The 18349-nt window shown below is 57.7% G+C and carries 13 protein-coding genes; 12 read left to right on the forward strand and 1 reads right to left on the reverse strand.

All coding sequences use genetic code 11. The annotated features are described in order from the left end of the window. The first annotated feature begins 2 nt into the window (after positions 1-2). Both PMI16_RS02610 and PMI16_RS02615 read left to right on the forward strand, forming a co-directional pair. Positions 3-554: an NUDIX domain-containing protein gene (locus tag PMI16_RS02610; RefSeq protein WP_007876133.1), complete on the forward strand. Its 552-nt coding sequence runs from the start codon at positions 3-5 to the stop codon at positions 552-554. A 95-nt stretch (positions 555-649) separates the two neighbouring features. After that, entirely contained in the window at positions 650-883 is a 234-nt protein-coding gene (locus PMI16_RS02615; protein WP_007876134.1) for a sulfurtransferase TusA family protein, read from the forward strand. Between the two features lie 166 nt (positions 884-1049). Here the strand turns inward: PMI16_RS02615 and PMI16_RS02620 are convergent, their stop codons facing one another. Next, the gene (locus PMI16_RS02620) at positions 1050-2660 is read right to left on the reverse strand and encodes an FMN-binding glutamate synthase family protein (protein WP_007876135.1); all 1611 of its coding nucleotides are present in this window, start codon (positions 2658-2660) and stop codon (positions 1050-1052) included. A 489-nt stretch (positions 2661-3149) separates the two neighbouring features. Between PMI16_RS02620 and PMI16_RS02625 the strand changes: the two genes are divergently transcribed. The 10 genes from PMI16_RS02625 (at position 3150) to infB (ending at position 18323) form a co-directional block, all read left to right on the forward strand. Beyond that, complete coding sequence (locus PMI16_RS02625; protein WP_007876136.1) at positions 3150-4046, forward strand: ABC transporter substrate-binding protein; 897 nt, start codon at positions 3150-3152, stop codon at positions 4044-4046. A gap of 102 nt (positions 4047-4148) precedes the next feature. Further along, positions 4149-5666: an amino acid ABC transporter permease/ATP-binding protein gene (locus PMI16_RS26645; RefSeq protein ID WP_007876137.1), complete on the forward strand. Its 1518-nt coding sequence runs from the start codon at positions 4149-4151 to the stop codon at positions 5664-5666. 41 nt (positions 5667-5707) lie between these two features. Then, the gene (locus tag PMI16_RS02635; protein WP_007876138.1) at positions 5708-6352 is read left to right on the forward strand and encodes a GntR family transcriptional regulator; all 645 of its coding nucleotides are present in this window, start codon (positions 5708-5710) and stop codon (positions 6350-6352) included. Between the two features lie 125 nt (positions 6353-6477). Next, positions 6478-7332: an urea carboxylase-associated family protein gene (locus tag PMI16_RS02640; RefSeq protein ID WP_007876139.1), complete on the forward strand. Its 855-nt coding sequence runs from the start codon at positions 6478-6480 to the stop codon at positions 7330-7332. Positions 7333-7599: 267 nt separating this feature from the next. Then, the gene (locus tag PMI16_RS02645) at positions 7600-9735 is read left to right on the forward strand and encodes a putative bifunctional diguanylate cyclase/phosphodiesterase (RefSeq protein WP_007876140.1); all 2136 of its coding nucleotides are present in this window, start codon (positions 7600-7602) and stop codon (positions 9733-9735) included. Positions 9736-10197: 462 nt separating this feature from the next. After that, entirely contained in the window at positions 10198-11154 is a 957-nt protein-coding gene (gene scpB / locus PMI16_RS02650) for an SMC-Scp complex subunit ScpB (protein ID WP_007876141.1), read from the forward strand. After that, positions 11141-13099: a 23S rRNA pseudouridine(2605) synthase RluB gene (gene rluB, locus PMI16_RS02655; RefSeq protein ID WP_007876142.1), complete on the forward strand. Its 1959-nt coding sequence runs from the start codon at positions 11141-11143 to the stop codon at positions 13097-13099. Before scpB ends, rluB begins: the two co-directional genes overlap by 14 nt. A 252-nt stretch (positions 13100-13351) precedes the next feature. Beyond that, positions 13352-13840 carry a ribosome maturation factor RimP gene (rimP, locus tag PMI16_RS02660; RefSeq protein ID WP_007876144.1) on the forward strand — a complete coding sequence of 163 codons (489 nt, stop codon included), beginning with the start codon at positions 13352-13354 and terminating at the stop codon, positions 13838-13840. Continuing rightward, positions 13837-15399: a transcription termination factor NusA gene (nusA, locus tag PMI16_RS02665; RefSeq protein WP_007876145.1), complete on the forward strand. Its 1563-nt coding sequence runs from the start codon at positions 13837-13839 to the stop codon at positions 15397-15399. The genes rimP and nusA overlap by 4 nt, the downstream gene beginning before the upstream one ends. Positions 15400-15449: 50 nt before the next feature. Beyond that, positions 15450-18323, forward strand: a complete 2874-nt coding sequence (gene infB, locus PMI16_RS02670; protein ID WP_007876147.1) for a translation initiation factor IF-2 — start codon at positions 15450-15452, stop codon at positions 18321-18323. Positions 18324-18349: the final 26 nt, after the last annotated feature.

The raw sequence follows: 18349 nt of genomic DNA on the forward strand, positions 1-18349 counted from the left end.
CCGTGAGCGACTTCAAGTTCTGTCCCGTCTGCGCCGCATCGCTGGTCATGCGGGCGGACGAACAAGAGGCGGGCAAGCTGCGGCTTGCCTGTCCCGACGGTCACTGGACGCATTGGGACAACCCTCTGCCAGTGCTGGCGGGCCTGGTCGAGATCGACGGCAGGATGTTGCTGGCGCGCAATGCGGCGTGGGCGGAAGGCCGGTTTGCCTTGATCACCGGCTTCATGGAGCGGGACGAAACGCCGGAGCAAGGCATCGCGCGAGAAATCAAAGAAGAAACCAATCTCGATGCCAACCAAATCACCCTGATCGGCGTTTACGAGTTCATGCGCAAGAATGAATTGATCATTGCGTATCACGTCAAGGCGACGGGCGAGATCAAGCTGTCTCCGGAATTGCTGGAGTACCGCCTGGTGGCGCCGCCGGACTTGCGACCCTGGCCTGCAGGGACGGGATACGCGGTGGCGGACTGGATGCGGCGTCATGATTTGCCGGTGCAGTTTGTCGAATTTGCAGGTTCATCCACTCCGCTAGTTTCCCCTGCACAACATTAGTGCACGAAATACAACAGAGTATGTTGCGACGCACCAACGCGGTTCATGTTGGGGTAGAATTCTCGAACGATCACTAGGAATTTTTGATTCACAGTATGGTTATTGAATTTCACAGAGAGTTGGATGCGCGGGGCCTGAATTGTCCGCTGCCGATACTGAAAACCAAGAAGGCATTGGCGGATATGTCGAGCGGCCAGGTATTGCGCGTGACGGCCACGGACACCGGTTCGGTGCGGGACTTCCAGGCTTTTGCCAAGCAGACGGGCAACGATTTGCTGTCGCAATCGCAAGAGAATCAGGAATTCATTTTCTTCATGAAGCGTAAATGATTTACGCATTTTTCATGACCTGCTTCTGATCTGTTCCTGATCAGTTTGTACGCAAGGACCCGGATATAAAAAAACGCCCGCTGATGCGGGCGTTTTATATTGGTGCGTCCCTTGTCTCTCGTTGTTTCCATTCGATGCATGAACATCCGCGCATCGCATATCTTGTTCAATGAAAGCGGCTGCCGATTTCCGGATGGAAACTCTCGGCGCGCGCGATCGGCCAATATTTTTCGTAGACCTGATAGCGGTAATTGCCGGTGATCAGGTCGCCGGGTTCCAGATACTTGAGCATCTCCGACAGCAACTGAATTTCGTGATCGTTGATGCGATGGACGATGTGGAAAGCGCGCAGCGCCGAGGTATGCGGCAAGCCGGCAGCCTGCACCAGTTCCTGCAATGCATGCAGCGTGCTTCGATGGAAGCGGTATACGCGCTCCGCCTTGTCAGGCACCACCAGTGCGCGGGCGCGCGTGGCATTTTGTGTCGCCACGCCGGTCGGGCAGCGATCGGTGTGGCAGCTTTGCGATTGTATGCAGCCCAGCGCAAACATGAAGCCGCGCGCCGAGTTGCACCAGTCGGCGCCGATGGCCAGCGTGCGTGCAACGTCGAAGGCGGTGATGATCTTGCCGCTGGCGCCGATCTTGACGCGATCGCGCATGCCGATGCCGGTCAGCGTGTTGTGCACCATCAGCAAACCTTCCTGCAGCGGCATGCCGACGTGGTCGACGAACTCCAGCGGCGCTGCGCCGGTACCGCCTTCGGAGCCGTCGACGGTGATGAAGTCGGGCACGATATTGGTTTCCAGCATGGCCTTGGCGATGCCGAAAAATTCCCATGGATGGCCGACGCAGAGTTTGATGCCGGTGGGTTTGCCACCGGACAGCGTGCGCAGCTTCTCGATGAATTGCAGCAAGCCGATCGGCGTCGAGAACGATGAATGCACCGCCGGCGAAATGCAATCGATGCCCATCGGGATGCCGCGCGTGGCGGAAATTTCGGGCGTGATCTTGGCCGCCGGCAGCACGCCGCCATGGCCCGGCTTGGCGCCTTGCGACAGCTTTACTTCAATCATCTTCACTTGCGGCGCATTGGCTTGCACGGCAAATTTCTCTTCGTCGAAGCTGCCGTCCGGATGGCGGCAACCGAAGTAACCCGAGGCGATCTGCCACACCAGATCGCCGCCGAATTCGCGGTGGTAGGCGGAGATCGATCCTTCGCCGGTGTCGTGTGCGAAGTTGCCTTTCTTGGCGCCCTGGTTGAGCGCGCGGATGGCGTTGGCCGACAGCGAACCGAAGCTCATCGCCGAGACGTTGAAGACCGACATCGAGTAAGGCTGGGCGCGGCCTTCGCCGACGACGACACGGAAGTCGTGGCTGGCAATTTTGGTCGGCGACAGCGAGTGGCCGATCCATTCGTAGCCGGCGACTTTGACATCCAGTTCGGTGCCGAAAGGGCGGCTGTCGACGTCGGCCTTGGCGCGTTGATAGACCACGCTGCGCTTTTTGCGCGTGAACGGCGCGCCGTCGTTTTCGCCCTCAAAAAAGTATTGGCGGATTTCCGGACGTATCGATTCGAACATGAAGCGGAAATGGCCCATCAGCGGGTAATTGCGCAAGACCGCGTGACGTCGCTGGACGACGTCGCGTATGCCGATGATGCTGAACGCCAGCGGTACGACGGCCCACCACCAGCTCACCATATGTCCCGACGCGAGGATAGTCAGCACCAGCGTCAGAAAAATCACGAACCACAAAACCAGGTAACGAGTTGCCCACATACCAGCATCCTTTTTGTTGTTTGTCAGGCGGTGTTGCGATTCTACTGCTGCCGTTGTCCGGCGATAGGGCGAAAAGAGTGGTTTTTATTTTAATTGCAGGGGATTCAAATGTGCACTGAATTGGTGCGATGAGAGGGCCTGAATGGCTTCTTCGCTACCAGCGTTGCGCACCAGCTGCAATAAAAGAAATCACCACAAAATAGCACTCGCACCGTGTTAGCCCGCCTGCGGCAATTCCTTCTGCGAATCGCATTTGATAACGGCGCTCCTTAAATACGGTTTCTCCTCTGGCAGGCCATCCTCGTTGAGATTCTGGATAAGTGGCATGGCTTGTGCTTATACAAAGTCAATTGTTCAACAATTATTTACTTATTGTTGAACAATGTGTATTGTTCGTTCCAACACGTGATTCGCATGCGTGGTTAGAACAGACTGCCAGGCAGTACACATGAGTTTGTCGTATCTACCCTTAACGTATTGGAGACCGAAATGAATGCAATCCCCAACGTAACACCGGCAACATCGTTCATCCGGAATAGTGTGGTGACGCTCTTGCGTAATATTGTGCTGGCGGCGATCGTCGCAAGTGTCGGCGTCCAGACATCCACAGCGTCTGCAGCAACAGCCGCGCCTATTATTACCCCTGGCGTATTGACTGTTGGTGCCGATTTGACCTACCCACCCTATGACTATTTTCAGGGGGATCAGCCAGTTGGCTTTGACCCTGCATTCATGAAGCGTCTTGCGGGTCACCTTGGTTTGACGGTTCGGTTTTTGGACACGCGTTTTGCAAATCTGATCTTGGGCGTGAATGCGCGGCGTTTCGACGTGATTGCTTCTGCGCTTTATGTCACCCCCGAGCGTGCCAAGCAACTTGACTACCTTCCGTACCTGAAAACGGGCGGCTCTTTGATGACGTTGCAAGACAGCGACTTCAAGCCACAGACGCCGGAAGATCTATGCGGTAAAAAAATCAGTTCCATCAAAGGAGCCTCATGGATCCCGCGTCTGCGCGAGGTCTCGCAACAATATTGCATACCGGGCGGCAAGGCTGCGATTGACGTTCGCGAGTTTGAAACTTCTCCAGGTGCGGCCCAGGCAGTGCTTGCACACGCCGTCGACGCGCAGTTCGAAGACTCTGCCGTAGCAAAAATGACAGTTAACAAGATGGCCGATCGCTTGCGTATCAGTTCTACCGAGCCTCTGTATCCGGTGGTGATCGGCTTGGGCGTCGTCAAAGGCAACAAAGAATTGCTGACGATTTTGCAAACTGCTTTCGAATCGATGCAAAAGTCGGGGGAATATAAAGCTTTGCTGAACGAATACAACGTCAAGGAACCTAGCGCGCAAGACATCTCGCGAGCGCTTGGCAACACCGCGAAATAATGTCCGATAAAGAGTGATGCAGGGCGCCGCCGGGCTGATCGGTGATCAGTCCGCACGCTTCGGATATCACTGGCTGGTATGTATGTGCAGCAAGGGATCGATATGATATTTGACTGGCAATACGCGGCGTCGCTGCTGATCGATGCGGCCTTCTGGAAGGCTGTTTTAGTAGTCATCGAGCTTAGTCTTGCAACCTGGCTAATCGGCATCGTGCTGGGATTTTTTCTGGCGCTGGGTAAGCAATCTCAACTGGGCCCGGTGCGTGTTGCATGCACCACCTACATCTGGTTTTTCAGAAGCCTGCCGTTACTGGTGCTTTTGATTTTTGTCTATAACTTGCCGCAGGTGTATCCGGCTTCAAGTGTTGCGCTATCGGATCCTTTCTGGGCTGGACTGTTGGCGCTGTCGCTCAGCGAATCTGCTTATATTGCGGAAATCCACCGCGGTGGATTGCTGTCGATTCCCAAGGGGCAGATAGAAGCCGGCAAGGCGCTCGGCATTCAGTACGCGGGTCTGCAACGATTGATCGTGATGCCGCAGGCGTTCCGGATTGCCTTGCCGTCCTTGGCAAACGAATATGTCACCATCGTCAAGTTGACGTCGCTTGTGTCGGTGATTTCCTTGGCAGAAATTCTTCTGGTCGGGGAGCGTCTCTATACGCAGAATTTTTTGGTCCTTGAAACCATGCTGGCGGTGGCTTTCTATTACATCTTGATTGTTACTGTTTTCGGCTATGGCTTGAAAGCTATTGAACGACGCCTTGACGTAACTTTGCGTACCGTCGCCGCGTTGCTTCCTGCGACGGAGAGGAGCCCGTCTCCGGTCGCATCAGTCGCGAACGCCGCAGCAAAGTTCGCGCCGGAAATCATCCTGGAAGCGACCGGTGTCAAAAAGCGCTATGGCAGTCATGAAGTATTGAAGGGAATCGATCTGGCGGTGCACGCCGGCGAAGTCGTAGCGATCATTGGTCCCTCGGGTTCCGGCAAGACTTCGCTGATACGGACCGTCAATGGCATGGAAACGCTGGATGATGGGGAGATAAGGGTCCGAGGGCACAGTTTTCTCTGGGCGCCTACTGGTCCAAAGGGAAAGGTTTCGCACCGATTGCATATGCAGGGCATCCTCGATATCGGCATGGTATTTCAGAATTTCAACTTGTTTCCACACCAAACCGTACTCCAGAACATCGTGCTTGCACCACGCTATCACCGGCGTGCAAAGCGCGCTGAGCTGGTCCAGGCCGGGATGGAAATGTTGCAGAAGGTAGGTCTTGCCGAACATGCGAATAAATACCCGCATCAACTTTCCGGCGGCCAGCAGCAACGGGTTGCAATTGCTCGGGCTTTGGCGATGAAACCGTCCATTATGCTGTTTGATGAGCCGACTTCGGCTCTCGACCCGGAATTGGTCAGTGAAGTACTAAAAGTGATCGAAGCGCTTGCCGAAGAGGGCATGACGATGGTGATCGTCACCCATGAAATCAACTTCGCGTTTCGCATATCCGATCGCATCGTCTTCATGGAAAATGGTGTGATCGCATGTGAAGGTCCGCCGCAGGACGTCATGGCCAAGGCGGCAGGATCGCGCATAGAAGGCTTTATCAAAGATGCGCGCATGTAGTGATGACGTAGTATTTGAACCCGTATTTTTGTGAATGAAAAATGGAAATCAACGAAATCGAGCTCTCCGCCACAGATAAAATCGCCGCGCAAATCCGCGACGATATCATGCAGGGCAAGCTAGTCCCCGGTGTGGCATTGATCGAAGCCGAACTGACCCTCGCCTACAGCGTCTCGCGCAATACATTGCGAGAAGCAATGCGCCAAGTGTGCCGCGAAGGGTTGGCGCTGCACATCCGCCATCGCGGGGTTGTGGTGCGTACTTTATCGCGCCAGGACGTACGCGATATTTACCGAGTTCGCAGGACGCTTGAATTGCAAGCCCTGTCAGGAGGAGAACTTATCTCGGCGGCCTCCTTGGATGCCATGCAAGGTTCGGTGAGTGCATCAGAGGCGGCTGCGGCGCGGCAAGACTGGCGCAGCGTCGGCACGCATAGTCTCTTGTTTCATCAGCACATCGTGCATTTGCTCGGCAGCCCCTCGTTCGATGCGTTTTTCAAGACCATTCTGGCGCAATTGCGGTTGATATTTGCCTCCGCGCCGGATGAGGAGCGCTTTCAACAGCCCTGGATCGCCATGGATCGTGCAATTTTGCAATTGCTGGAGCAAGGGAGGCAGGCACAGGCGCAGGCGGCTTTAGCTGATTATTTGAGAGCATCGGAGCAAGCGATGCTCGACTATGTTTGAGTTCCCTCGATTTTCCTTCAGCATTTTTCACTTCCCGAAGAACGCATCAGGCTCGCGGTCAACCACCGCGGTGGGTCATTGGCGTCGAAGTTCAACGGGAATAACCAATGAGGAGTTTAAGCAGCATGTCAAATTATCCAGCCGCCTACCAGGTAACGAAAGGGTCGGTACTCAACGTCGATAAAGATTTTTACGGCAAGATCGCCGCGGACCAGGGACGGCGCACTTTGGTTGACGCTATTGTGATCCCGATTCGCTCAGGAAAAGCCTGGACCGTACCCGCCGGCCATGTGTTCCGGATCGTCGCAATCGACGGACCGCAAGTAGCGGATTTCAATATGTGGAACTTGCACAACCCACGCGAACGGATGTGGGCTTCCCGCACCCGCCAGTTACAGCAAGCGCATGTCAGCACGTTTGACCGAATCTGGTCGACTCTCCCCTATCTGCGTCCCATGGTCACGATCACGGACGACAGTTTGGCCGATTACGGCATCGATGAAGATGGCGGCCGGGTTCACGATTTATTGGGTACCCGTTGCGACCCGTATGTGAATCGCATGCTCACCGGTGAGGATTTTCATTTTCATTGCCACTCGAATCTGACTCGGGCGGTGGCGCCATATGGCTTGACGGAGTTCGATGTACACGATGTGCTGAATGTGTTTCAAGTTACCGGTCTGAACGATGACGACCAGTACTTCATGAAAGCATGCCCGGCAAAGCAGGGTGATTATCTGGAATTTTTTGCTGAAATTGATTTGCTGTGCGCATTATCGACCTGCCCGGGCGGCGACTTGTCCTTGCCGATGTGGGGGCCGGATGCGCAGGACCCTCTGGAAGTATGCAGGCCGTTGGGAGTGGAAATTTATAAGCTCGATCCGGCGTTGCTGGAGCAATGGCGTTCACCGGAGGTCGCTGCTTACAAGGGCGGGCATGGCATGACGCTTGAACAACCTCATTGGTACAGAGGTGAGTAGCAAATCTTGGGCGGGAGTAAATCGGTTTCACCTCTCATTAGGCATGCCTCGTTTCCCGGGCCATGATTTTCGCCTATTGGCATGTTTTCAGCTTGAAGTGCCAGAAAATCAATTTCTGGCACGATTCGTGCTAATTCTCGTTGGCAAGCTTTGGCTTTTCACGGTCTAAAGCGGACCCGCCAAATCAGGCGTTATTGTCGCCCGTTCTTCTTCCTTTTATTTTCCTGGTTGTTGCCGTCAGGCATAGATTGCGTAAGCCCCGTTTATATGAAGATTGTCGCTTCCTCGATTCCGCCTGACCATGCCGCCGCAATTACTTCCATCGCCAGGCCGCCGCGTCTGCTGGAGACACTGCTGGCGAATCTGGACGGCATGGTTTATCGCTGCCGCGACGATCAGGAATGGACGATGGAATTCGTCAGCGAAGGCTGTCTGGAGCTGACCGGCTACCAGCCGCAGGACTTGCTGTTCAATCACCGGGTTTCTTACGACAGCATTACCCATCCCGAAGACCGCGACGCGGTGCGGAAAACCATACAAACCTGCCTGCTCGCGAAAAAGCGTTTTGAAATGGAGTACCGCATCATCCGCGCCGACGGTGAAGTGCGCTGGGTGTGGGAGCGCGGCGTCGGGATTTACACCGCCGCCGGGGCGCTGGATGCGCTGGAAGGCTATGTGCAGGACGTGACGGCGCGCAAAGAGGCCGATCAGGCTTTGCTGGAAGCGGAGCGGCGCTATCGCAGCATCTTCGAAAACGCCATCGAAGGCGTGTTCCAATCGACGCCGGACGGCAGCTATATTGCGGTCAATCCGGCGCTGGCACGCATTTACGGCTACAAGTCGCCGGAAGACCTCATCGTCAGCCTGCGCGACATCAAGCATCAGCTCTACGTCGAGCCGGAGCGCCGCACCGAATTCATGAAGATGATGGAACAGTTCAACTCGGTGTCGAATTTCGAATCGCGCGTGTATCGCCGCGACGGCGAGATCATCTGGATTTCGGAAAACGCCCGCGCCGTGCATGACGACGCCGGCACGCTGATGTTTTATGAAGGCACGGTGGAGGCCATCACCGAGCGCAAATTGTACGAGGCCGAAATTCGCCATCAGGCCACGCATGACGCGCTGACCGGTTTGCCCAACCGCACGATGCTACACAACCATCTGCAGCGCGCGGTGCAGAATTCCCGACAGAAAGGCTCGCTGACGGCCGTGGTGTTCGTCGACCTCGATCAGTTCAAGTTCATCAACGATAGCCTCGGTCATCAGGTCGGCGACGAATTGCTCAAGACGGTGGCGCAGCGCCTGGTGTCGTGCGTGCGCGAAACCGACATGGTGGCGCGGCAAGGCGGCGACGAGTTCGTGCTGGTGCTGCAGAACCAGCCCGACGAAAGCAACATCACCGAAGTCCTGCAGCGCATCCTGACCGCGGTGGCGCGACCGTGGGTGGTGGGGGATCGCGAATTCCACATTACCTGCAGCATCGGCGTGAGCCGTTGCCCGACCGACGGCCGCGATGTCGAAACCCTGCTCAAGAACGCCGATTCGGCCATGTACAAAGCCAAGGAACTGGGGCGCAACAACTTCCAGTACTTCGCCGGCTGGATGGATGCGCAGGTCAGCAACCGGCTGGAGATGCTGGTGAGCCTGCGGCGCGCGCTCGACCGCGATGAATTCAAGCTGCATTACCAACCCAAGATCAGCCTGGCCAGCGGACGCATCATCGGTGCCGAGGCGTTGATCCGGTGGGTCACGCCCGATCAGGGCATGGTGTCGCCGGATCGTTTCATTCCCTTTGCCGAAGAAGCCGGCCTGATTGTGCCGATCGGCGAATGGGTGTTGCGCACGGCTTGCGCGCAAAACAAGATCTGGCAGGATGCCGGACTGGCGCCGATTCCGGTGGCGGTGAATTTGTCGCCGCGGCAACTCGATCAGAACCTGCCGGAATTCGTGCGCCAGGTGTTGCTCGAAAGCGGTCTCGCCGCCGCCTGGCTGGAGTTGGAGATTACCGAAAACGTGGTCATGCGCGACGCCGAAAAGACCGTTGCCACCCTGAATGCGCTCAAGCGCCTGGGTTTGCAGGTCTCGGTGGACGACTTCGGCACCGGTTACTCCAGCCTGAGCTACCTGCGCCGTTTTCCGGTGGATGCTTTGAAGATCGACAAGTCCTTCGTGCGCGATATCGCACGCGATGCGGACAGCGCCGCGATCGTCAAGGCGGTGATTTCGCTCGGTCACATCCTGAACCTGCGCGTGATCGCCGAAGGCGTGGAAGATCAGGAGCAATACGACTTCCTGCTGGAAAACGGCTGCGACGAAGTGCAGGGTTACCTGCTTGGCAAGCCGATGCCGGTGGAAGACTTCACCCGCCGTCTCGAGCTGGAAAAGCAGGATATGTCGTGATGCGGCCGTGATGCGGCCGTGATGCAGCCGGGCTGTCCACCGGCCAAGAATGCCCGTGGGCGTGTCTGGCAGGCGACAGCGTGTAAATAATGTATGACGCTTGCAACGAAGCGACATTCCTCCGGGGCTTTGTGCTAAACTCCGCGCAGTATATTTTGCATTTTGCCTGCGGACACCCGAAAACTCAGCTCGGCGCCGCTTGCAAGGTCGAAAGTTGAAATGGTGCGAGAATCTGGGAACTCAAGATTCTGTGTTCGCAACCAAGCCTTATTTTCCCGCTCATCTTCAACCTCCTATAAACGAGCGCCGGGAAGCAGCACCAACAGCATCAAAGCAGTATTCAGGCTCAAGAGCCTGACAGCACCGTTGGCGCTGTGATGAAACTCAACCCGTGCAGCCAGGCTTCGCTTCGTATTGGTCAAGCCTCTAAACTTTTGTTAAACAGTCGCACAAGAGTCGTACATGAATACTATTGAGGCCAAGAAAGTCCTCGAAACAGCATTGCTATGTGCTCACGAGCCATTATCAATCAACGATTTGAAGAAGCTTTATGTATCCGGTGAGGATGTCGAAAGCGAAATAACGTCGGATGTCATCCGGCAGATGCTGGAAGAGTTGCGCGAAGACTGGATTGACAAGGGTGTTGAAGTTGTCAGTTTGTCGACAGGCTGGCGCTTCCAGAGTCGGGCCGAGATGAAGGTGTATCTGGATCGTCTGAATCCGGAAAAGCCGCCGAAGTACACCCGTGCAACCCTGGAAACACTTGCCATCATCGCGTATCGCCAGCCGGTAACGCGCGGCGACATCGAAGAAATTCGCGGTGTCACCGTCAGTTCGCAAACCGTGCGCCTGCTGGAAGATCGCGGCTGGATCGAGGCCATCGGCCATCGAGACGTACCGGGGCGTCCGGCTCTGTTTGCCACGACCAAGCGTTTCCTGGACGACCTCGGGTTGACCTCGCTGGATCAGTTGCCGCCGCTGCGCACGGTCACCAAGGAAGGCGTCGTCGATCCGGGCGCATTGCTTGAGTTGCAAGCGCTGGAAGCAGGGATGCAGGCCAGTCTGATTGCCGAAGGCGAGGCCGCTGAAAGCGATGCTGCCGAGCCGGGTGCAGACGGGCAAGCTGCTGAAAATACGGAGTCCGTTGAACTTGCCGGCGCCGAAAGCGCCATAGCAACAATCGACGGCGATGTTGACGGCGCAGTTGCCGTCAGCACGGAAACAAATACGGAAGAAATTCCCGGGGAAGACATCGAGAACAACGTGGATGCGATTGCACCAAGCGTTGCCAACTACGAAGAAGTGCAGGCCGAAAGCCCTGCTGCTGAAGAAATTCACACCAAGGACCCTGCCTCCGGCCATGCAAGTGATGCCGCGCCCGGTCTGAATAACCACGATTCAAATAATGAAACCATCTAGTTCCAACGATGAGAAGCAGGTAGACCTTTTCGGTGCTGCCGCCGACAACGCCGATACAGCTGCAGCCAAGCCGGCTGCACGCAAGCGGGCCAAAAAGCTGGTGGCTGAAGAGCCGGTTGCCGAAGCTGCGCCGGTCAAGAAGGCTGCCGTCAAAAAGACGGTGACGAAAAAGGCTGCTGCCGAGAAGGCTGTGGCCGATGTTGCTGCGCCAGTGGCGGTTGCGGCTGATGCCGCACCGGCAAGCGAAGCCGTTGCGCCGAAGAAACGTGCCACCCGCGTCAAGAAACCGGCGGCCGACGCTGCGGTTGAATCGGCGCCGGCGGCTGTCGTTGCTGCTGCGCCGGAGGCGCCGAAAGTCATCGTCACCATCGGCGAAGAAGTCACTGCCGCCCCCGTTTTGCTGGACGCTCCCGCCGACAATGCGCGCACCAAGCCGGCTCGCCGTGGCGTACGCGGTCCGCGCGCCTTGCGTAACAACCGCGCAGCGCAACGCGCGGCGGAAAGCGGCGAAGCTGCTCCGGTCAATACGCCTGCTGCCGATGCGGTTGCGTCTCATGGTGCCGGCGACGCCAATGCACCGATTCCCGTCGCCGATCAGGCGATGGCGGAATCGCGCCGTGACGGTCAGGGCCAGGATCGCAATCGTCAGCAAAAGGGCAAGAAGCCTTTCGCCAAGGGCGGCAAGCCGAAGGCGCCGCAATTGGGTTTGCGCGCGCATGACGCCGGCGATGACATTTTTTCGTTCGTCACTTCCGATGCCTATGACAAGGAAGACGGCGCCAAGGGCGGCGCCCGCAACGGACATCAGCTGCGCGGCAAGAATGGTCGCCGCGATCTGACCTCCGAAGACGACGCGCCCAAACTGCATAAAGTACTGGCCGATTCCGGTCTCGGTTCGCGCCGCGACATGGAAGAGCTGATCGTGGCCGGCCGCGTGTCGGTCAACGGCGAGCCTGCGCACATCGGTCAGCGTATTCTGCCGACCGATCAAGTGCGCATCAACGGCAAGTTGCTGCAACGCAAAGTCAGCAAGAAGCCGCCGCGCGTGCTGGTCTATCACAAGCCGGCCGGTGAAATCGTCAGTCATAACGATCCGGAAGGCCGTCCGTCCGTGTTTGACCGCCTGCCGAACATGAAGGCGGCGAAATGGCTGGCCGTCGGCCGTCTCGACTTCAATACCGAAGGTCTGTTGTTGTTTACGACCTCCGGCGACCTCGCCAACCGCCTGATGCATCCGCGCTACAACATCGAGCGTGAATACGCCGTGCGTACGTTGGGCGAACTGGAGCAGGGCATGCGCCAGAAGCTGTTGCACGGAGTCGAGCTGGATGACGGCATGGCGCAATTCTCCAAGATTGCCGACGGCGGCGGCGAAGGCGTCAACAAATGGTATCGCGTGACGATCGGCGAAGGCCGCAATCGTGAAGTGCGCCGCATGTTTGAAGCGATCGGTCTGACCGTGTCGCGTCTGATCCGTACCCGCTACGGCATGATGATGTTGCCGCAAGGTCTCAAGCGCGGTCGCTGGGAAGAATTGGAAGAAAACGCCGTGCGCGGCATGCTGGCCGCTTGCGGCCTGGAAAAGGTCGGCGGCGATGCCCCGGCCGGCAACGGCAAGGGGCGCGGCAACGGCAATGCGAATGGCAATAATGGCAACAGCAACGGCCAGCCGCGCAGCAACGCCAACGCCAATCCCATGCAGCAGAAAGGTCCGCGTCGCGAGCCGTGGCAAGGGCAGGGTCAGGGACCGCGCCAGGGTCATGGGCAAGGCCAAGGCCAGGGCGGTCGTGGGCAGCCGAACAAGCCGCGTCAGCCGGATCCTTTGCAGACCGCATTGGGCTTCCCGGACGCCGGTCAGCGTCGCCACAACCGTCCGCAACGCAGCGGCGGCATGGCCGGGCAGGGCATGGGCGCAGGCGGCATGCCGCGTCGTCGGCGCGGGTAAGTCTTTGATTGCTCGGGAATTTCTTTTGTGAAACATCGGGCGGTCTGGGGTATGTCCGGCAATCTTGAATTGCCGGACATACCGTAATCGGTTATAATGCGCAAGTTAACGGGGTAATTCACGGCAAATAATGCATCGTGAAACTGCTTGCAGTTGAATAAACGATAAGAACGATGGGCAGATGCCCATTTTTTTTTTGCTGAACAAATTGACGTGACTACGTCAAAAGAAAAGAAGCGCGGAGAGATTTCCTTGCAATTGCTGGATTTGATTGAAACCACCCTGTCGGGGATGGGTTACGAACTGGTCGACCTCGAGAAGGCGGCGCGCGGACTGGTGCGCGTGTTTATCGACTTCCCGTTCGAAGACGCCGACAAGGGGCCGATCACAGTCGAGGATTGCGAGAAGGTCACGCATCAGTTGCTGCACGTCTTTACGGTAGAGAACGTCGATTACGAACGGCTGGAAGTGTCGTCGCCGGGATTGGATCGTCCGCTCAAGAAGCTGAGCGACTATGTGCGCTTCGCCGATCAGGAGGCAATCATCAAGTTGCGCATGCCGATGGCAAGTGCAGCCAATCGCAAGTCGTTTCAAGGCATCCTGCGTGCCCCTGAAGGCGAAAACTTAAAACTGGAATTTGAAGCAAACGATGGGTCGGCAGCGGTGTTGGATTTCACACTCGCCGATGTGGATAAGGCACGCCTGGTGCCGAAAGTGGATTTTAGGAGTCGCAAAGCATGAGTCGCGAAGTTTTGTTATTGGTCGATGCGCTGGCGCGCGAAAAGAACGTCGATAAAGATGTGGTCTTCGGAGCACTGGAGCATGCGCTCGCGCAAGCTACCAAGAAGCGCTACGAAGGCGAAGTCGACATCCGTGTGTCGATCGACCGCGAAAGCGGCGAATTTGAATCGTTCCGTCGCTGGCACGTGGTGCCTGACGAAGCCGGTCTGCAACTGCCTGACCAGGAAGTGTTGCATTTCGAAGCCAAAGAACAGATTCCCGATATCGCCGTCGATGAATACATCGAAGAGCCGATTGAATCGGTCGAGTTTGGCCGCCGTTTCGCGCAAGACACCAAGCAAGTCGTCCTGCAGCGCATCCGCGATGCCGAGCGCGAACAGATTCTGGCTGACTTCCTGGAGCGCGGCGATTCGCTGGTGACCGGCACGATCAAGCGCATGGAGCGCGGCGATGCGATCGTCGAATCCGGCAAGATCGAAGCACGCCTGCCGCGCGACCAGACGATTCCAAAAGAAAATCTGCGTATCGGCGACCGCGTCCGCGCTTACATCCTGCGTATCGACCGCAACGCACGCGGTCCGCAAGTGATCCTGTCGCGTACGGCTCCCGAATTCATCATGAAGCTGTTCGAACTGGAAGTGCCGGAAATCGAACAAGGCTCGCTGGAAATCAAGTCGGCGGCACGTGATCCGGGCGTGCGCGCCAAGATCGCCGTCTTTACCGGCGACAAGCGCATCGATCCTATCGGCACCTGTGTCGGCATGCGCGGTTCGCGCGTGCAGGCCGTGACCGGCGAGTTGGGCGGCGAGCGCGTCGACATCGTGCTGTGGTCGGAAGATCCGGCGCAATTCGTGATCGGTGCACTGGCGCCGGCCAACGTTTCGTCGATCGTCGTGGATGAAGAAAAGCATGCCATGGATGTCGTCGTCGACGAAGAAAACCTGGCGATCGCCATCGGTCGCGGCGGTCAGAACGTGCGTCTGGCGGCAGAGCTGACCAACTGGCAGATCAACATCATGACGGCGGAAGAATCGGCCGACAAGTCGGCGCAGGAAACTGCAGCGATTCGCATCCTGTTCATGGAAAAACTGGACGTCGATCAGGAAGTCGCCGACATCCTGGTGGAAGAAGGTTTCGCCAGCCTGGAAGAAATCGCCTACGTGCCGATCAACGAAATGCTCGAGATCGAATCCTTCGACGAAGACACCGTCAACGAACTGCGCAACCGCGCACGCGATGCACTGGTGACAGAAGCGATCGCATCCGAAGAAGGCCTGGAAGGCATGGACGAAGCGCTGATCAATTTCGAAGGAATGGATCGCGTCGTCGCCGGCAAGCTCGGCCTGGCCGGCGTCAAGACCGTGCCTGCCTTCGCTGCGCTGGCCTACGACGAATTCGGCGCCATCCTGGCGCTGTCGGCCGAGCGTGCGCGCCAATTGATTGAAAATGAATTTGAAGATGTGACCGACGATGAAATGAAGCTCATCGATGCGAAATACGACGAGCGTGCCAAGGCATTGCAAGCCAAAGCATGGAGTACCGCGGAAGCGAAGCAATAAGCTTCCGCGTACCCACATCATCTGCCGAGCCACATAGAAAAGAGGACTGAATGGCAAGTAACAACGTAGCCCAATTTGCCACCGAGCTGAAAATGCCGGCGGATTTGCTACTGACCCAGCTGCGATCTGCCGGAGTTGAAAAAAGCTCCGAGTCCGATCCTTTGTCAAAAGAAGACAAGGACCGCCTGCTGGAGCACTTGCGCCGCGTGCGCGGAGCAGCTCCGGAAGGCGAAAAGAAGAAAATCACGCTGACCCGTAAAGAAACGACTGAAATCAAGCAAGCCGATTCCACCGGCAAGTCGCGCACGATTCAAGTGGAAGTGCGCAAGAAGCGCACCTTCATCAAGCGCGATGAACCTGCTGCGGAAGAAGTCGCGGCTGCTCCGGCCGTTGCCCCTGCAACCGATCCGGCGGAAGTCGAGCGTCGTGCTGAAGAAGCGCGTCGTCACGCTGAGCTGATCGCCCGTCAGGAAGCCGACTTGCGTGAAAAGCAAGAACGTCTGGCGCAACTCGAGGCTGAAAAGATCCAGCAAGCCAAGGCGGCAGAACTGGAAGCGCAAAAAGCCGAACAGGAAGCCAAACAAGCTGCTGAAGAAGAAGCACGTCAGGCTGCTGCGGAAGCGGCTGAAAAAGCCAAGACCAGCGCCGGTACGCCTGCGCCTGCCAAGGCTGCGGAAGATACTGCCGCGGAAGAGAAGAAGCGCGCTGCCGCCGAAGAAGCCAAGAAGAAGGTTGCTCAGGTCGCCAAGGAAGCCACTGAACGTGCTGCCGCTGCCGAGCGTGCCCGCAAGGCGGTGGAGGACGAAGTTGCACAGATCAAGGCCATGATGAATGCGCCGCGCCGCGTGGTGAAGGCTCCCGAGCCCGCGCCGGCGCCTGCTGCGACCAAGACATCCGAAGGCACCTTGCACAAGCCGGCCGATAAAAAGCCTGGCGAGAAGAAGGACGACAAGAAGGCGCCGGTCGCCGTCGACAAGAAGTCGATCAAGTCGGCCAACGTTTCATCGACCTGGCAAGACGACGCCGCCAAGAAGCGCGGCACCGGCATGAAGACGCGCGGCAACACCGGTACCGGTGGCCGCGACGGCTGGCGTGCAGGTCCGAAGGGCCGCCGCAATTCGCATCACGACGACCACGAAAGCAATTTCCAGGCGCCGACCGAAGCGGTCATCAAGGACGTGCACGTTCCGGAAACCATCACTGTCGCCGAAATCGCGCACAAGATGTCAGTCAAGGCTTCCGAAGTCATCAAGCATCTGATGAAGCTGGGCCAGATGGTCACCATCAACCAGGTGCTGGATCAGGAAACCGCCATGATCGTGGTGGAAGAAATGGGCCACCGCGCGCATCCCGCCAAGCTGGACGATCCTGAGGCATTGCTGGAAGAGGGCGCCGAACATCCTGACGCCGAACTGTTGCCGCGCGCACCGGTCGTGACCGTCATGGGTCACGTCGACCACGGTAAAACCTCGCTGCTGGATTACATCCGCCGCGCCAAGGTTGCCTCCGGCGAAGCCGGCGGCATTACCCAGCATATCGGCGCATACCACGTGGAAACACCGCGCGGCATGATCACTTTCCTCGACACCCCGGGCCACGAAGCGTTTACCGCGATGCGTGCCCGCGGCGCCAAGGCGACCGACATCGTTATTCTGGTGGTGGCGGCCGACGACGGCGTGATGCCGCAGACCAAGGAAGCGATCGCTCACGCGAAGGCCGGCGGCGTGCCGCTGGTCGTGGCGATCAACAAGATCGACAAGCAGGGCGCCAATCTGGATCGCGTCAAGCAGGAACTGGTTGCCGAAGGCGTCGTGCCGGAAGAATACGGCGGCGAGTCGCCATTCATCTCCGTGTCTGCCAAGACCGGCGAGGGCATCGACTCCCTGCTGGAAAACGTCTTGCTGCAAGCCGAAGTGCTGGAACTGAAAGCCGCCATCGACGTCCCGGCCAAGGGCCTGGTCATCGAAGCCAAGCTCGACAAGGGGCGCGGTCCGGTGGCAACGATTCTGGTGCAGTCCGGTACCCTGAAGCGCGGCGACGTCGTGCTGGCCGGTTCGGCCTACGGTCGCGTTCGCGCGATGCTGGACGAAAGCGGCAAGAGCATTACCGAAGCCGGTCCGTCCATCCCTGTTGAAATCCAGGGCTTGACCGAAGTGCCGAGCGCCGGTGAAGAAGTACTGGTCATGACGGATGAGCGCAAGGCGCGCGAAATCGGTCTGTTCCGCCAAGGCAAGTTCCGCGACGTCAAGCTGGCCAAGCAGCAGGCCGCGAAGCTGGAAAACATGTTCGAACAGATGGCCGAAGGCGAGGTCAAGAACCTGCCGATGATCATCAAGACCGACGTGCAAGGTTCGCAAGAAGCGCTGGTGCAATCGCTGCAAAAACTGTCCAACGCCGAAGTGCGTGTTCAGGTGGTGCATGCGGCGGTCGGTGGTATTTCCGAGAACGACGTCAACCTCGCGGTGGCATCGAAGGCGGTCATCATCGGCTTCAACACCCGTGCCGACGCATCCGCCCGCAAGCTGGCCGAAGCCAACGGCGTCGACATCCGTTACTACAACATCATTTACGATGCGGTGGACGAAGTGAAGGCGGCGATGTCGGGCATGCTGGCGCCGGAGAAGCGCGAACAGGCCCTGGGTCTGGTCGAGATTCGCCAGGTGTTCGTGGTCAGCAAGGTCGGTTCGATCGCCGGTTGCTACGTGCTCGAAGGTCTGGTCAAGCGCGGTTCCTCGGTGCGCCTGTTGCGCAACAACGTGGTGCTGTGGACCGGCGAACTGGATTCGCTCAAGCGCTTCAAGGACGACGTCAAGGAAGTCAAATCGGGCTTCGAGTGCGGTCTGTCGTTGAAGAACTACAACGATATCCAGGAAGGCGATCAACTGGAGATTTTCGAAGTACAGGAAGTCGCGCGTACTTTGTAATTCTCTCAGTCGTCACGAGGGCGGGT

Origin of the sequence: Herbaspirillum sp. CF444, from assembly GCF_000282135.1 — a bacterium.
Taxonomy (GTDB): Bacteria; Pseudomonadota; Gammaproteobacteria; order Burkholderiales; family Burkholderiaceae_D; genus Herbaspirillum.

Coding starts and splice junctions, on each gene's coding strand:
- PMI16_RS02615 (WP_007876134.1), top strand. CDS start 650: ATGGTTATTGAATTTCACAGAGAGTTGGATGCGCGGGGCCTGAATTGT.
- PMI16_RS02620 (WP_007876135.1), bottom strand. CDS start 2,660: ATGTGGGCAACTCGTTACCTGGTTTTGTGGTTCGTGATTTTTCTGACG.
- PMI16_RS02625 (WP_007876136.1), top strand. CDS start 3,150: ATGAATGCAATCCCCAACGTAACACCGGCAACATCGTTCATCCGGAAT.
- PMI16_RS26645 (WP_007876137.1), top strand. CDS start 4,149: ATGATATTTGACTGGCAATACGCGGCGTCGCTGCTGATCGATGCGGCC.
- PMI16_RS02635 (WP_007876138.1), top strand. CDS start 5,708: ATGGAAATCAACGAAATCGAGCTCTCCGCCACAGATAAAATCGCCGCG.
- PMI16_RS02640 (WP_007876139.1), top strand. CDS start 6,478: ATGTCAAATTATCCAGCCGCCTACCAGGTAACGAAAGGGTCGGTACTC.
- PMI16_RS02645 (WP_007876140.1), top strand. CDS start 7,600: ATGAAGATTGTCGCTTCCTCGATTCCGCCTGACCATGCCGCCGCAATT.
- scpB (WP_007876141.1), top strand. CDS start 10,198: ATGAATACTATTGAGGCCAAGAAAGTCCTCGAAACAGCATTGCTATGT.
- rluB (WP_007876142.1), top strand. CDS start 11,141: ATGAAACCATCTAGTTCCAACGATGAGAAGCAGGTAGACCTTTTCGGT.
- nusA (WP_007876145.1), top strand. CDS start 13,837: ATGAGTCGCGAAGTTTTGTTATTGGTCGATGCGCTGGCGCGCGAAAAG.
- infB (WP_007876147.1), top strand. CDS start 15,450: ATGGCAAGTAACAACGTAGCCCAATTTGCCACCGAGCTGAAAATGCCG.